The sequence below is a fragment of the Sinomicrobium endophyticum genome (genome assembly GCF_052983315.1).
In genome coordinates this window covers 107,208-122,234 of record NZ_JBRKIS010000046.1, presented here as the reverse complement: position 1 = coordinate 122,234, position 15,027 = coordinate 107,208, and the positions used below count along the sequence as shown (strand labels likewise).

The following is a 15,027-nucleotide window of genomic DNA, read 5'->3' as shown; positions in this document are numbered from 1 at the left end:
CCTAAAATCCGCATGTCTATAGTAAATCATTACCCCCCGTTTTGATTTTGGTGCTTTAAGGATTAAACGTTGCTTTTTTTGTAGGTTTCCGATATCTTTTTAAATGTTGGGGCATACTTCCCCTGTTAAAGTTTTTATACTTTCTCTGTGGAGGTCATTATTTTACGGAGCGTTTTTGTTTTTGCCAGCTAAGTTTTTAAGGGCATATTTCCATAAACCCTGAGGGATACTTGTCTGGAACGTTTTATCCATTTTGATGGCAGGAGGATAAACCTAAAAAGGAATTTTTTAACACGATAGCAAGGCTTTAGTGTTTTGTATTTGGAGGAAAAGCATTCCATGATATGATGGTAAAGGTTGCGGCAGATTGCTGTTAAATATAAAAAAACGGTATTCTTGCCCAAGGCGGAGAAAGGCATCCCGTCCCACCCGAAATCGTTCTTGAGGATATCAAACTGACGCTCCATGTTCCCCCTGTGATTGTAGAGCCGAACCAGTTCGGTGATATGGAGTTCAAGGTTATTGGTGAGTATGGCGCGGTATTGATAAGCATCCCCGGTAAAAGCATCGGTTTGTTTTGTAGGTTTGAACGACCGCTTGACCACCAGTCTGTATTGGACAGGTTTTTCCCCGGCCTTTTTGGCCTGTTGTTCGAATGGGGTCACTAAAACCTGTCCAATTTCCATAACGTTATTATTGGCATCCGATATGGTGTCCCAACTTTCTACTTTTTTGAAATATTTTTCCACATAACTGTTTTTACAGCCAATGTAAAAGTACCTTACCTTTTGTTGCACTAATTTCACAACATCATATTGATAGGAAGCAGCATCGGCCCTGAAGTGGTCAATTTTACGGTCTATATTAGCTTCCAACAAATGGAACAGGCGAGATAATGTATCCCACTGAAAGGACTTTGCGTCACTGTTCCCGTTCCTGTTTTCTATGTAAAGGACCTGGTTCTCATTAATGGTGCAGACCCCGGGTTGATACCCCGGGGCACGCTTATAGGTCATTTTACTATCCTTTTTTTTATTGAAAATGATGGTATTGTCATAATCCACCAGGAGTTCCTTTTGTTTAAAAACACCCAAATGTTTCAATACCTCCATGTTCAATTGCCCCAAGACCGAGTGGGTGCTGTATGTGTGAAGTACAGAACCTCTTTTGGTCTTACATTGGGCAGTGGGTTCGGATAAATTACCTATACGCCGTAGCATCGTGTCGGAACTAGGCATATTCAGGTAAGGATTGCCTTTGAAATGATGTTTAAGATGGGTTTGAAGATCCTCGATACAGTCGCCACCACATAAGTAAATGCTTAGCAATGAATACAAGACATCGCTCCAGGAATATTTGGATTGGGGCGCAAGCTCTGGCAGGTTATTATCCAATAATTTACCTATACCGGATGCCGAGAGATACTCTAAAACAAAATTTAATCCGCCAAAAGCAGAAATAGGTTTACTTTTTTGTATTTTCATCGTGGTATTTTTCTAGCAACACCAATTTAGGTGAAAATACCGAAAACCGCAAACACTTTGCTTATAAAGGTTTGCGGTTGGTTTTATAAAGTATCTTACGGATGTTAGGAATTATCGGGATATCGAAGGGCTCTGCATCGAAATGAGCTAAGGTTTGTTCATTTAACTACCTCGCAGGCTTGCCCCGAGGTAGTTGATTTTGTGTTTTTAACGGATCACTCCACGACATACGAACGTTCGTCCACTTCGGAAAGCCGGAAATAGCCATAGGCGTAATTAGTTTCATCGGTAGCATTTATGATGTTCCCCCTTACATTGGCAGGTGGAGTACTGAAAGGATTACCATTGGCAGTTTCCAGGATTAAGGACATATAACTGTAAAAACGTTCGGAAATTCCGTATAAGCTTATATCGACCCGATTACCGATCTCGAGGTCTTCATGGCTGAAACTATTGAACATTTCATTTCCCTGAGTAAATTTATCGTCATCGATATTGTATTCCGGGTAAATAAGGAAGTCGGTGTTGAATTTAGCCATGTAGTGGTTATTTTCCTCGGGGTTGTCCTGATAATAAAATTTCACTTCAATATTATCTTCCATGAAGCCACCGTCATAATCCTGTTCTATTCGGGTAATTTCGGGAACATTTACCAGTTTTTCACTTGCGGTGTAGGTCTGTTCGTCCACGATAACGGTTAGTCCGTATGTTTCCCCGATAACAGGCGTAAAATCAGTACAAACGTATATTCCTGTTCCGGGAGTCTCTGTAAAATCAAAGGTTGCACCATCGTTATTGCTCACATATACCACAGCGCCGGAAACCGGAGGAATTTCCCCGGAATAATAATCGGTAGTGGTACTTAGTCTGATGGTTTGCCGGCTTCCGTCGGTGCCTTTTATCCATTCTATACCTGCATCAATGACCAATCGAGGCTCCTCGGTATCCAGGTCAATATCCACTACGTCTTCGCATGAAACCAGACATGCCAGTATACTAAAAAGAAAAATATGTTTGAAAGAGGCCATGTTCTTAAAATTTAAAGTTATAGGATACACTGGGAATAATGCCAAATATGGAAAGGCGGACTGCTTCGTTTACGCCGGTGTCCTCATTGGGACGGAAGCTGACGGAAGCCGAATTCTTCCGGCTGTACAGGTTGTAAATACCAAAGACCCATTCGCCCTGCCAGCCCTTTTTCTTTTGTGGTTTCGGGGTATAGGTAGCAGAAACGTCCAGGTGATGATAGGAAGGAAGCCTGTCTTCGTTTCTCGAGGTGTAATTGGGAACTTTGATTCCACCGATCTCGTATTGTCCTTTCGGAAAAGTATAAGGTTGCCCGGTCTGGAATGTAAAATTGGCCCCGAAAGACCATTTGTCATTGAGTTCGTATCCCCCGGTTACGGAAAGATTATGGAGCTTATCGTAGGGAGACAGGTACCAGTTTCCGTTGTTGATCCCCGTTTCTTCCGGTGTGCGTCCGGGGGTCTTCTGCTCTGCACGGGAGAGCGTATAGGCGATCCATCCTGTAAGCCTGCCGGTATTTTTCCGGAGCAATACTTCCAGTCCGTAGGAACGGGCTTCCCCGTTCAGGATCACCTGCTCAATATCGTTATTGGCAATAAGTTCCGCGCCATCAATATAATCGATACGATTTTTAACTTGTTTGTAAAAAACTTCGGTTTCCAGAGAATAGGCATCTTCTTTAAAATTTTTGAAATACCCCAATGCTACCTGGTCCAGAAGTTGTGGTTCTATAAAAGGGCCGCTGGGGGTCCAGATATTAATCGGAGTAGGAGACTGGGTGTTGGAAAGCAAGTGCAGGTATTGCGACATCCGGTTATAACTGGCTTTTACGGATGTGTTGTCGTTAAAGGCATAAGATATTCCTACCCGAGGTTCGAAATTGTCGAAGCTCGCTATGGTTTCTCCACTGTCATAATGTACGGAACCTGTAGGGGTACCTTCTTCATAGATACGGAAAGTGGGATTAAAAACAACTGCCCGGTCATTTTCATAAATATTGACATCTTCCTGCCCGTACCTGTAGAACATGCTGTACCGCAAACCGTACCGTACCGATAATTTTTCAGATATCTTATGTTCGGCATCTATATAAAAAGCGGGTTCCAGGGCATATTTTTTATCCAACTGCTCAAAGTTGATAGAGGAATTATCCCCGTTTGGTTTTAATGTCCCGGGATTAAAATCGTAATAAGTGGCATGGGCACCGAAATGAAGATTGAAATTTTCCCATAAATAGTACCTCATGTCGTATTTGGCACTGTAGGTTTCAATGGCGTTATCCCATACGAAATCCTGAGATTCCAGTTCCAGGCCAAAGCGATAATCGCTGTATATCAACGACAAGTCGGAACTGAGGTTGTCGGAAAAATCGTGTTTCCAGCGGAGGTTCAGCATAGTGTTTCCATACGAACTGGAAAAATTATCGCTGAAGTTGAAAATATCCCTGCCCAGATATCCGGACACAAATAATGTATTGTTCTCATTGAACCTGTAATTCAGTCTCGTATTCAGGTCGTAAAAGTACGCGGAGTTGTCATTGTCCGCAAGCTTTAAAAAAAGGTGTGCGTAGGAACTTCTTCCTGCAACGAGAAACGAACCTTTTCCTTTTGCAATGGGACCTTCTGCCAGTAACCTGCTCGATATTAATCCTATACCCCCGTTCATGTGAAAATCCTGGTAGTCGCCGTTTTTCTGATGTACATCCAGAACGGAAGAAACACGTCCGCCGAAACCGGCGGGAATACCTCCCTTATATAGGTCCATTTCGCTGATGACATCGGCGTTGAATACCGAAAAGAATCCGAAAAGATGAGAGTCGCTGAACATAGGAGAACCGTCCAGCAATATGAGGTTCTGGTCGGCCGCACCTCCACGGACATTAAAACCCGAGGATGCTTCACCGGCATTGGTAACCCCCGGAAGCTGTAACAGTGATTTTAACGGATCGGACTCTCCGAGTACTACCGGGGTCCGTTTGATCTGTTCGGCCGAAAGCCGGTTTACGCTCATTTGCGGTTTTTTGATCTCCGTGATATTCCTGCGGTCGGTGACCACTACCTCATCGAGTATAGAGGCATCCGGATCAAGATCAACCTGGATAACAGATTTATCTCCCGGCCGTATTTCACGGGTCAGATAACCCAGGTAGGAGATAAGCAGAATGGCATCCGTCCCGGAAATTCTCATTCTGAAATTACCGTTCATATCTGTTACCACGCCATTGGAAGTTCCCTTTTCTATGATATTTGCCTGCGGCAGTGGTTGTCCGGACTCATCAAGCACACGTCCTTTGACTTCCCGGGGTGTTTGCGTTTTTTTTCGCTTTACATAGATCACCCCGTTCCTGTTCTGAAAATCCAGCCGGTGTTTTCGTTCCAGCGTTTTTAATATTTCGGCAAGACGGTATTCGCCCTGTTGTATTCCTGCATCGGTTACCCGGGCTATTTCTTCATTATTATAGGCAAAAGAATAGGAGGTATGTTGTTGTATTTGGTCCAGTACGGACTTTAAATTACCGGGACTGATGTTTACCTTGACATTGTCCGGAATGCCATCTTCCTGGCCCATCAGGGCAGGAATGCAACTGTATGCGAAGAATACAAAGAGACACGCTCTTTTAAAAAAAGAATTCATACGTGGTTTTTAGATTTAGTGTTTGTTATTATTTTGACAGAAAAGGAGTGTAACATCTATTCAGTAATCATCTGTTTCACGGATCTCGTTAACTTTCAGCGTTCCGGAGCCTGTAAATTCATAATGGATGTCCAGTAAATGACGTAGTCCTTCCATGACTTCTTCAAGCGGTGTCCCGGCAGGATACGTAGCGGTAATGTGTTTTTTCATTGTGGTACCGGAAAGAGTTCCGGTATCTATATCTATATCGAAATATCTTTCCAGGGTATTCAGGCTTTCCCCAAGGGAGATATTATTGAAGCTTAGCAGGCCGTCTTTCCAGGCGTTGGCCCCGGTAAAGTCGGAAAGGCGGAATATAGCCGTATGGTTATATTCATCAATGACGAGGCTGTTATTCTTCTGCAGGCCGGTACTGTCGGAATCGTGATAGACCCTTACACTTCCTTCCTCTACATCTACCCGTGACAGTATTTCGTTTGTGTAGGCTTTTATGACAAAGCGGGTTCCCGTGACCAAAAGTTGGTTGTCGCGGAACTTTACACGAAAAGGGTTGGTACGATCCGGAGAGACTTTAAAATAAGCTTCCCCTTCCAGTTTTATGTCCCTCGCATCCGTAAAATCCTTGCGATATTCCAGTACGGTTGCCGAGTTGAGCCAAACCACGGAACTATCCGGGAGGGTAAAAGCTTCTGCAGGTTGTCCTGCGGCTACTTCCAACCTTATGAAATCTTCATTTCCCAGGAATTCCGAGGTGCCCCACCAGGCTGTCAATCCAAACAGAAGCAGTAAACAGGCTGCAACGGCGGCATAAGGGAATAGAGGGCGCCTGCGTTGTTTTATTCCGAGCTCAGCTTTTATCTTTTGCAGTAATTCGGTTTCCGGAGTTGCTGTATTTTCCTTTTCGGCAGCATCCCATTCTTTTTCCATCAACCGGGAAAAGAACAGTTGGTTTTCCCCCTTTTCCATAGCTTCCAGTAATTGCCTGGTTTCTTCACCGGACAATTCGTTCCGGAGATATTTTTGCCACAATACGTTTAATCGATCCATTTACGTTGCTTTTAAGGCTTGCGTCATAGGGTATATCCGCAAAGTGGTAAAAACACCTAATGGTTTTTTGTTAAATGGATGTTAAATAAGAAAAGAGCGCTTTTTAACGCAGGAAATATATTTCGAGTAGCAACAGGGAAATGGTAGAAAAACCGGAGAGTTCTTCCTTAAGTGTGGACAGGGCGCGGTTCATGTGATTTTCTACGGTGCTTTTGCTGATGCCTAGCTCACGGGCTATTTCTTCCGTAGATAACCCTTTTATACGCTTCAGAATGAGAATCTCCCGGGGGCGTTCGGGCAGTTTTTCTATAGAAGCTTCCAGTGCCATGTGAAAAGCTTCTTTGGTCATTGTACTTTCCGCGTCCGCCAGGTCGGGGATATCCATAGCAGGAAGATCGGAAATAGTATATTGCAATTCTTTTTTCAGGGATTTCAGGGCAAGGTTCCTGGCTATAGTGAAGATGTACGCTTCTATAGCACCGGACGCATCCATATCGCGGCGTTTTCTCCAGATCGTGACAAAAGTTTCCTGGATAACATCATCGGTATGTGTATTCAGCCGCAGCCGGTACAGAAAGCCTTTTATTCTTCCCGCATACCTGTAATAGAGAACAGTGAACGCCTTTTCGTTGTCCTGTGACAACAATTCGATCAAAACGGAATCCGGGGTATTATCCATGAAACTGAAAAGGTTTTGGCGTACGGTTTAAAAGGAAATATCCTTTAGAAACACGAAAGTAAAACTAATTATTTCATACGGGCTGTTAAATTTTTTTAAAAAATCGGAGAAACCAGTTATTCCGGATATTTTATTTCCGAACCGGTTATCCAAATTATACCCAAAGCTTTTGCCTTGCTGTCCGGACAGGAGTGAGGAGATATGTCTCTTCAGAAATACTATCTTTGATATACAAAACTCCGGCCAAAACAATGATGTTTCCGGACAGTATAAAACATATTATGACTGATACGTATAAAGTTCCCGGAGGAACGAGAATAGGGCATGTGCACCTGAAAGTTTCGGATATTAAAAAAGCTCTGGCATTTTACTGTGATTTACTGGGGTTCGAACTGATGACTACCTATGGTGAAGATGCTGCATTTATTTCCGCCGGGGGGTATCACCACCACATAGGTCTGAATACCTGGCACAGTAAAAACGGGATACAACCGGCAGCGAACGCTACAGGGCTTTTTCACACGGCAATCCTATATCCTACCCGTAAAGACCTTGCATTGATCTATAGCAGGTTACAAAGGGCAGAATATCCTCTTACCGGCGCGGCAGATCACGGGGTATCCGAAGCCCTGTATCTGGACGATCCGGATGGTAACGGGGTGGAATTGTATTGGGACCGCCCGAGGGAAGAGTGGCCGTTAAAAGCGGATGGTTCCCTTTATATGTATACCAGGCCGTTGCATTTACGGGATTTGCTGGCCGAACTGGAAAGCACCTGATCTAGCAGACAATTTACCCGCCTTTTTGCTGTTTATAATTTTGTTTCGAAGAATGATTATGGCCCTTTTAAAGCATTTTACCTTCTTTTACATACTCTTTCTTGATACCGCTCACAATGTCTTCCAGGTGGATCGTATCCTGTTGTTGTTCCAGGGTTTTCAAACAGGTATACTGTATAATGTTGACAATATTAGCCCCGGTAACGTCGTATTTCCGGGAAAGCTCCTTCAGGCAGACATCTTTTGCCAGGGGGATCTTTTCGGGCAGGTTGTTCTGCCACAGTAGCAAACGTTCCGCATAGGAGGGCATTTCAAAATCTATGATAGATTGAAAACGCCTGCTGAATGCGGTATCGATATTACTTTTCAGATTGGAGGCCAGTATCACCAGCCCCGGATGAGACTCTATGCGCTGAAGGAGATAGGAAACTTCCTGGTTAGCGTATTTGTCATGGGCGTCACGGACATTGGTCCGTTTTCCGAAAATAGCATCCGCTTCGTCAAAAAACAATATCCAGTCCTTATTGATAGCCTTGTCAAACAGGGAAGAAAGGTTCTTCTCTGTTTCCCCGATGTATTTGGATACTACGAGAGATAAATCTATGCGGTATACATCCCGGTCTGTATATTTGCCCAGTAAACTCGCCGTGAGTGTTTTTCCGGTTCCGGGAGGGCCGTATAACATGACCCGGTATCCCGGTTTTATCTTTCCTTTCATGTTCCATTCGTTCAGCAATATATCATTATAGTGAAGCCAGGATTCTATTTCTTTTATTTGTTTGAGGGTCTTTTGGTTCAGGACCAGGTCTTCCCATTCCATTTCGGTCTCCAGTAGCTGTGCGGGAAAGTTGGTACTGAGTTTCGGTTTAAGTATATTGCCTGTGGTAAGTAGTTCCGTATATTCTTCATCCAGGATCAGTTTACCGCTCATTTTAGGTTCGCCGATGGGAACTTCCTCCACGGAGAGAATATTTTTTCGGAATAAAAGGGATTCGCTGTGTATAAATTCTATGGCTTGTACACGTTCTTCCATATCGCCACCGGCCAATAGAAAAAGAGCGGTTTCTCCGGTGGGAAGAATGCCCCGGTGGTTTTTGGCCTTTACACCTCCGAAGAGAGGAAATTCCCCACCGTTAGGCAAAAACCCGGATACGATATCGCTGAGATAATTCGGAGACAGGTGAGGTATGAGGGCGAGCAGGAGCAGGAGCAGATCCCGGTCGTCCAGGCGGTGTTCGGATACAAAACGCGCCAGGGGAGAGGAGAGATCAAATTCATCCCGGGGGGGACAAAAACAGGGTTTGGCAGCATTTTCTCCCGTTCCGAAAGCAATGTGCATCCGGTACTCCAGGGCATTTTTTAAGAGGTCAAAAAATGGTTTCATTGCTTTCAGGTTTTTATTGGTTTTCAGTTGAGCGTTAAATCCCTGCTCCCGATAACTATTGGGGCGGGATTATTGCCGCGCATTAATTGTGCGAAAAAATTATAGTCTCATTATTTATCAGGTCGATGGGGCGTTAAGTTATTTGGTTTATGCTTGTTGCTTAATTAACTGAGTAACCTAAATAACTCAATAACCAACAACCAATTTCATGGCGCGTCAAAACCTCTGCAGGTTTCAGTGCAGCGTAGTTTATTTATACCGGCTATATGCCTTTAACAGCTTCTCATCATAGCGGTTCTCTTTATATCCCGGCCCGTTATAACCTTTTGCAAAAGCAGCCCAGTCCTTATTCTTAATAGCGTTGATGAGATGATTTACTTCCAGGTATTTGCCAAAGGCTTTCAGGTGTTCTCTTTCGTGTTCGTAATGCGTGGCTACAAAGTGGTCTACAGACATATACCCCAGGCTTTGAGCATGGTAACCCATAACCTGGAATGTTCCCCAAGAAGCGGCGCTGTAAGCAGCATCGTGGACTTCCTGAAGGTCGGACATCCCGGCAGCTTTTTCCAGGCGGTGATATTCTCCCGCACCACCGACATAATATTTTTTGGTCCAGTTTTTATACAGGACATTGGCCGTACGGGATGAGAGGAACTGCTGCGGATCAATACCTCTTTTTGTCAGCTCTTTCCAGAACACATGGCCCTCGAAAAGTATTTTAGGGCGTCCGTCCACCAGGAACCCCCTGCCACTGCTTTCCACTTCATTTACCGCTTTTACGGCGGCGAGTTCCAGACCGTAATACTGGGCGAAATCCACAAGGTCCTGCTCAGCCAACAGCTTGTCGTTATGCCGCAGTATATCTTTTTCCGATTCCAGAAGCTTAGACCAGGTTTTCAAGCCTACAATACCGTCTACGACCAGGCTGTTCTTTTGCTGAAAATCCCGTACGGCGGCATCGGTATCCTTACTGAAATAATCGGAAACTACTACGGTATAGCCCTTCTTTTCCAGGATCTCTTCCAGGAAACGTACATCGGGGCCGGTGGAGCGGTATTTAATGGTTTTCATAAGAATGTCTTTTACAATATAATTTTACTCTATTCCGAAAGCTTTTAAATCTAATTTTATGTGAGGTAGTATTTTGGGTAAAAACCGTTTCATTAATTCATAGTATTCTGACTTTTCTTTAAATAAATAGATTAACTGCCAATAATGAAATGATTTGGCTTGGTATGCAAGGGTTAAATATTCTTTTATGTTGATTTTCATATTATATATAGTATTTGCATCTGTATGAACTAACCATATATTATCTATTATTTTGTTCCCTTCTTTTTTTAAACAGGCTGTTAAACTCCAACATATATCAAAAGGGAAAAAATCATCTTGATTCTCTTCTATATTAGATAACGTGTAATAATACCCTTGTTCTTTACAGAAACCCGAATTAGATATATCTTCTGATTTTGTAATATTTATATATCCACTTAAATACTCGTGTACTACACCCCAGCTATAATTATTATCTAAATATTTTTCTTTTAACCATTTGTCATTTTTAAACTGCCTTGTGTTCTCTACAGTATCTTGTAACTCCCATAAAACTTCTAATTTTGATGTTTGTTCATAAAAATCAATTAAATTTTCAGGTAAAATCAATTCGTTTTTCTCAATTCCTTGAGACGGCAGCGCATATGTTACCGGTGTTTTTATAATTACTCCATGTTCGAAAGCATATCCTACTTCCTCTAACATCTTAACTAAAAAAAAATCATTTACGTTAATCATACTCTAAAACATTTGTAATAATCAAATTATTGAACTTAACAAAAGCAGACATAAATGCATCTTGATTATTATATAAATCAGAAACAATAGACCTCACTTGTACTATGTTTTGATATCCTCCTTCTGGCCTTCCTCTTACCAGCCTATCAAAGAAGCCGGACAAACCTGTCCCATTGTTACCCCCTTCAGCTTTGGCTTTTGAATTTAAGGTTCCTGAGCTTGATCCATTTACTGTAACCTTTTCAATTATAGTTGGAGGGTTTTGTGTAAACCTTTTGTTAATTGCCGGACTTTCTAGTGTATTTGTTTCTGTGTTAAAAGGTCCATATCTCATAGTGATTACAGTTGGTATGTCTTCAAACATACCTGTATTTCCATATGAAACATCAACATTATAATAGATAACCTGACTGTTATCCCAAACAGCTTCTTTAGCATATTGTTCTACTTGATTTTCCATATCTCTTAAGTTAATATCTCGCGTGCCCGGAAAAAGATTCTCTCTTGTACCTGGCCCATGTAGCCTATGATTTAACATATGAGCTCTTACCCACGCTCCACTTCTTCTTAAAGAGACTGGAATATTAATCCATCCCTGTGGATTTTGCGTCGGTGTAGAACCTCTAGTGTTGCCAGGTATTTTAGATAACGGAGCGGCTCTCAACATATATGCTCTTCCTTTACTATCTGTTTCAAAAGAAACTCTGGAAACTGGGAGTTCTATTGTATGTTTTAGAACACCGACTATGACTAAATCTGCAGCTATATTTGTTAAGCTTGTCACTATTAAATTATAGACATTTCTTATTGGCTCATTGCCGCCCCCTGGTGAATATGCGTTATCTACTGCTCTTTTATAAGCACCAATTTTTGTCCCTAATACTCTTTTTTCACTAAATAAGCGTTCGATCGCTCGTGACTTTGCCTCATATTCTGAGTCAGATTCACGGTTATTGTGGATTTCTTGTCTTTTATCGTTTAATAAACTATTCAGAGTTTGTTTTTCACTATAAACATTTATTTCTACCCTTTCTAATGTTCCTTCAATTTTCAAGGTATGTCCGCCATCTGTATTAATAGATTTAGACATTCCCAGGATGCTCTCTACTTCTGAGCTTGTATTTATTCCACTCTGTTCAGTATCTTGTTCTTCTGAATTATTTGATTTTGTTCTGCCTACCTCAGTTCTACTTTCATTTCCGTAATTAATAATATAATCCCAACTATCTTCTCCATCCGTAATTCTTACCGATATAAACACTTGAAATTCTGACTCTACTTCTCTTGCAACCGCTTCTGCATTGGCGCGTGTAATCACCCCATTTTCTGCCTTTTCCCTTTCTTTTTGATGTAAGGCCCTTAGCCCTTCATCGATCAGTCTTCTTTTTTCAGCCTCACTCATTAAAGGTATTTCTAATAAATGTCTGCTGTTATTTTCTTCTCCGTGTTCTACATAAATAGCAACGCTTTCAGTTTCTTCATTTCTAATTTGAATCCTACCGATACCATACCTTCGTTTTACCGTCCTGATTTTATCTTCTACTGCCCCAATTATTGGTTTTGGGTTGGTATTTTCCAATTGGGAGAGTTCGTCTAATGCCCTCATATACTTTTGTTGATCCGAAAGGTTGCTGAGGTCTTCTTCTCTGTTACCATTGGGTGGCAATCCCTCACCTTCACCTGTAACTTCCGGATTCTCACTTTGATTGTTGTTTGCATTTTCATCTTCCCATTCTCCTTCGGGGCTCGATTCACTATCTCCCATAGTTCTGGGGGGTGGGTCGGCCATTACATCTGCCGTAAATTTATCGGGGTCAAATTCAACCGGGGATAGGGTTAATTCCGGCGGTTCTTCACCTCCCACAAGCCAATCTACATCTGCCCCAATACCTAAACTATCACCGATAGGGTATTGTACCTCTCCCAGGGGGAATTCTTCCCTGCCGTCAGGAGCGGGGGACCACCATGGACTATCTAGTTCGTAAAATAAAGCGCCTGATAATTGTAAAAATAACTGAGCTGCTGCTTCAAAATGTCCTTTTAGTCTCGATTCTCCTACTTTTCCTCCTTCGGGAGTGGCTTCTTCTTTATACTCAAAAGTAGGGGTGGCTTCTGCGTACGCTCGTAAACCTGCAGCCGCAGTAACATTAACTCCTGCTTTTACATCATGTCCTATTAAAGTAACTCCCACTCCTGCTTCAGCTTCTAGTCCTAGTACTGCAAAAGCATTGATTCCTAAGGTCCCGGTAATACTAAATTCTTGTAATACCGAAGGATCGGTAGAGTAGGTGCCGGTAAATCCAACATTTTTTAAGACTAAAGGCCCAAAACCTGTATTGACAAACATTCCTACACTTGCAAACAAAAACACTTGTCCTACCAGCGGAATACCATAACCAGCTCGTATTTCTACATCAAATAGGTCAACTTTCTTGCCTCGCTGCTCCATCAACTCTATCTCATCCGGAACAACTATTTCTCCTACAATGGTGACGTGTCCTTCGTTGTCGATTCCTATTTTAGCTGTTCCCTCCAACCAGGGGGTTATGGTTGCTTGTACTTCACCCCAACCTGCTAATACCTGATTGTCTTTCGTTTTTGAAACGGCTGCTCGCTCTTGAGCCGGTACTTCTGCTTCTTGCTCCATGGTTTCTACCCCAAGGGCAGCGTGCATTATTTGACGGGAACGTGCACTATCGGTAACCAGTAGTGTAATGGCTCCTGAAAATTTGTCAGAATTCATCCTTCCGGTACCTTGAATTGTTACCGCCCCATCATCATATTCAACAGTTAAAGATGCATTTATATTCGCGATATCGGCACTTATATTGGCTTGCCCGCTTAGCTTCCCATCGGCCCCTCTTGCTACATTAAACTCTCCCGATGCCAAACCTGCTATATCAACCGTCGAGTTTAATTCAAAACTTAGATTGGAATCCGTGATGCCCAAACTGCCCGTTGCTTCTATGTATCCATCAATATTTGTAGATAAGTTGTTAGCCCTGAATTGTAAACCTCCATTTTCAAACCTGTTTTCCAAACCTTCGGCAACTTCTATTGGACTTAGGCCTAAAAAGCTCATTTCCTCAAGATGATCGTTTATTCCCTGGATAATACCTAATACATTAGGGACTACTCTTTCTCCTGTTCTAATGCTTAAAAATCCGGTAGTGGTTTGTTCTTCTCCAAAGCTATTCAGCACAAGTACAGGATACACCCCTGCATTTTTTAGCGGGTTTAAAAAGTCCATCCCGATAACATTCAGTGTGTTGTTTCTTCGACTATTTGAGAGCTCAAATTTTTGAGGCTCTCCTTCGGCTGGCCTTCTTCTTTTTCGAATCTTGATAGTTCCTTCAAATTGGGTTCCAATCTTAACTTTTATATCAAAATGCTGTCTTCTGGATTCTTCTATGTAAGCCAACCAATCATCGGTTAACTGCAATCTATTAGTAATATCAACTGCCTGTGTTGGTGCTCCTACTGTAGGATTGTTTGGTTCTTCAGATTTTTGAACGGTATTCGAAGTATGAGCGGCTCCTTGCTGCACCGTATGCGTCAACTCATGTGCTAATAAATGTTTTCCTGTATGGGTGTCCGGATTGTATTTACCTTCGTTAAAATAAATGTCATTCCCATTGGTAAATGCTTGGGAACCCAACTCTTTATTCATTTGAACGGCCTTACTGTCGTTATGAATGCTAACCTCACTAAAGTCGGCACCAAAACCTGATTCCATCTCATTTTTGATGCTGTTTGAAAGCGGACTTCCTCCTCCTTTTGAGTGGTTTAAGTCACTTTTTAATGAAGGATTATCATCTCCCCCCGACATTTGTAAGGATTGGCTTTTCTCCTCCTCTTTTTCTTGAATGTCTTTGTCTTCCTTTTCCTGAACATCTTCTTCCGGTTTTAACTGAGTAACCTGACTTATAGAATCTACAATTGGTTTTTGTTGAACTTCTTGTTCATTTGTTTCTTGCCGTTGAATAGAAGGAGAGAAAAGAGGAGCGTTATTCTCTATAAGTGAAAGGCTTTCCGATTGTTGAACCACCTTGTCGGCAGTATAGTCCGCTTCACGTTCGTATTTGTCGTCAGCTTTACCAATATTGAGTTTAGCCTGTACACCAAAAAAATCCTCGTGACCCTTATTGCTGGAGGCCAGATTGGTAGTAGTCCCTGATTTTTTGGCAAAAGCTCGCATAAGAA

Annotated in this window: 10 protein-coding genes; 1 reads left to right on the top strand and 9 read right to left on the bottom strand. The window is 42.3% G+C overall.

Annotated elements, in window-relative coordinates:
* Positions 1 to 188: 188 nt before the first annotated feature.
* The 5 genes from ACVBDU_RS19775 to ACVBDU_RS19755 all read right to left on the bottom strand — a co-directional run bounded on the left by ACVBDU_RS19775 (position 189) and on the right by ACVBDU_RS19755 (position 6,870).
* Complete coding sequence (locus ACVBDU_RS19775; RefSeq protein ID WP_447180304.1) at positions 189 to 1,484, bottom strand: IS1380 family transposase; 1,296 nt, start codon at positions 1,482 to 1,484, stop codon at positions 189 to 191.
* Positions 1,485 to 1,699: 215 nt separating this feature from the next.
* The gene (locus tag ACVBDU_RS19770) at positions 1,700 to 2,512 is read right to left on the bottom strand and encodes a DUF4249 domain-containing protein (protein WP_447181441.1); all 813 of its coding nucleotides are present in this window, start codon (positions 2,510 to 2,512) and stop codon (positions 1,700 to 1,702) included.
* 4 nt (positions 2,513 to 2,516) lie between these two features.
* Positions 2,517 to 5,144: a TonB-dependent receptor gene (locus tag ACVBDU_RS19765; RefSeq protein WP_447181440.1), complete on the bottom strand. Its 2,628-nt coding sequence runs from the start codon at positions 5,142 to 5,144 to the stop codon at positions 2,517 to 2,519.
* A 60-nt stretch (positions 5,145 to 5,204) separates the two neighbouring features.
* Positions 5,205 to 6,191, bottom strand: coding sequence for a FecR family protein (locus tag ACVBDU_RS19760; protein WP_447181439.1), 987 nt, complete (start codon positions 6,189 to 6,191; stop codon positions 5,205 to 5,207).
* A gap of 103 nt (positions 6,192 to 6,294) precedes the next feature.
* Positions 6,295 to 6,870, bottom strand: coding sequence for an RNA polymerase sigma factor (locus ACVBDU_RS19755; protein ID WP_447181438.1), 576 nt, complete (start codon positions 6,868 to 6,870; stop codon positions 6,295 to 6,297).
* 281 nt (positions 6,871 to 7,151) lie between these two features.
* Here ACVBDU_RS19755 and ACVBDU_RS19750 point away from each other — a divergent pair, with 281 nt between their 5' ends.
* Complete coding sequence (locus tag ACVBDU_RS19750) at positions 7,152 to 7,649, top strand: VOC family protein (protein ID WP_447181437.1); 498 nt, start codon at positions 7,152 to 7,154, stop codon at positions 7,647 to 7,649.
* 67 nt (positions 7,650 to 7,716) lie between these two features.
* On the opposite strand, the gene ACVBDU_RS19745 is transcribed toward ACVBDU_RS19750, so the two are convergent.
* The 4 genes from ACVBDU_RS19745 to ACVBDU_RS19730 all read right to left on the bottom strand — a co-directional run bounded on the left by ACVBDU_RS19745 (position 7,717) and on the right by ACVBDU_RS19730 (position 15,022).
* Positions 7,717 to 9,033, bottom strand: a complete 1,317-nt coding sequence (locus ACVBDU_RS19745) for an ATP-binding protein (RefSeq protein ID WP_447181436.1) — start codon at positions 9,031 to 9,033, stop codon at positions 7,717 to 7,719.
* 249 nt (positions 9,034 to 9,282) lie between these two features.
* Positions 9,283 to 10,104, bottom strand: coding sequence for an N-acetylmuramidase domain-containing protein (locus tag ACVBDU_RS19740; RefSeq protein WP_447181435.1), 822 nt, complete (start codon positions 10,102 to 10,104; stop codon positions 9,283 to 9,285).
* A gap of 24 nt (positions 10,105 to 10,128) precedes the next feature.
* Positions 10,129 to 10,824 (bottom strand): hypothetical protein, encoded by a 696-nt coding sequence (locus ACVBDU_RS19735; protein ID WP_447181434.1) that lies wholly within the window; start codon positions 10,822 to 10,824, stop codon positions 10,129 to 10,131.
* Positions 10,817 to 15,022 carry an eCIS core domain-containing protein gene (locus ACVBDU_RS19730; RefSeq protein WP_447181433.1) on the bottom strand — a complete coding sequence of 1,402 codons (4,206 nt, stop codon included), beginning with the start codon at positions 15,020 to 15,022 and terminating at the stop codon, positions 10,817 to 10,819. The genes ACVBDU_RS19735 and ACVBDU_RS19730 overlap by 8 nt, the downstream gene beginning before the upstream one ends.
* Positions 15,023 to 15,027: the final 5 nt, after the last annotated feature.

Excerpts from the sequence above, each read along its gene's own strand:
- ACVBDU_RS19775 (WP_447180304.1), bottom strand. The coding sequence starts at position 1,484 with ATGAAAATACAAAAAAGTAAACCTATTTCTGCTTTTGGCGGATTAAAT.
- ACVBDU_RS19770 (WP_447181441.1), bottom strand. The coding sequence starts at position 2,512 with ATGGCCTCTTTCAAACATATTTTTCTTTTTAGTATACTGGCATGTCTG.
- ACVBDU_RS19765 (WP_447181440.1), bottom strand. The coding sequence starts at position 5,144 with ATGAATTCTTTTTTTAAAAGAGCGTGTCTCTTTGTATTCTTCGCATAC.
- ACVBDU_RS19760 (WP_447181439.1), bottom strand. The coding sequence starts at position 6,191 with ATGGATCGATTAAACGTATTGTGGCAAAAATATCTCCGGAACGAATTG.
- ACVBDU_RS19755 (WP_447181438.1), bottom strand. The coding sequence starts at position 6,870 with ATGGATAATACCCCGGATTCCGTTTTGATCGAATTGTTGTCACAGGAC.
- ACVBDU_RS19750 (WP_447181437.1), top strand. The coding sequence starts at position 7,152 with ATGACTGATACGTATAAAGTTCCCGGAGGAACGAGAATAGGGCATGTG.
- ACVBDU_RS19745 (WP_447181436.1), bottom strand. The coding sequence starts at position 9,033 with ATGAAACCATTTTTTGACCTCTTAAAAAATGCCCTGGAGTACCGGATG.
- ACVBDU_RS19740 (WP_447181435.1), bottom strand. The coding sequence starts at position 10,104 with ATGAAAACCATTAAATACCGCTCCACCGGCCCCGATGTACGTTTCCTG.
- ACVBDU_RS19735 (WP_447181434.1), bottom strand. The coding sequence starts at position 10,824 with ATGATTAACGTAAATGATTTTTTTTTAGTTAAGATGTTAGAGGAAGTA.
- ACVBDU_RS19730 (WP_447181433.1), bottom strand. The coding sequence starts at position 15,022 with ATGCGAGCTTTTGCCAAAAAATCAGGGACTACTACCAATCTGGCCTCC.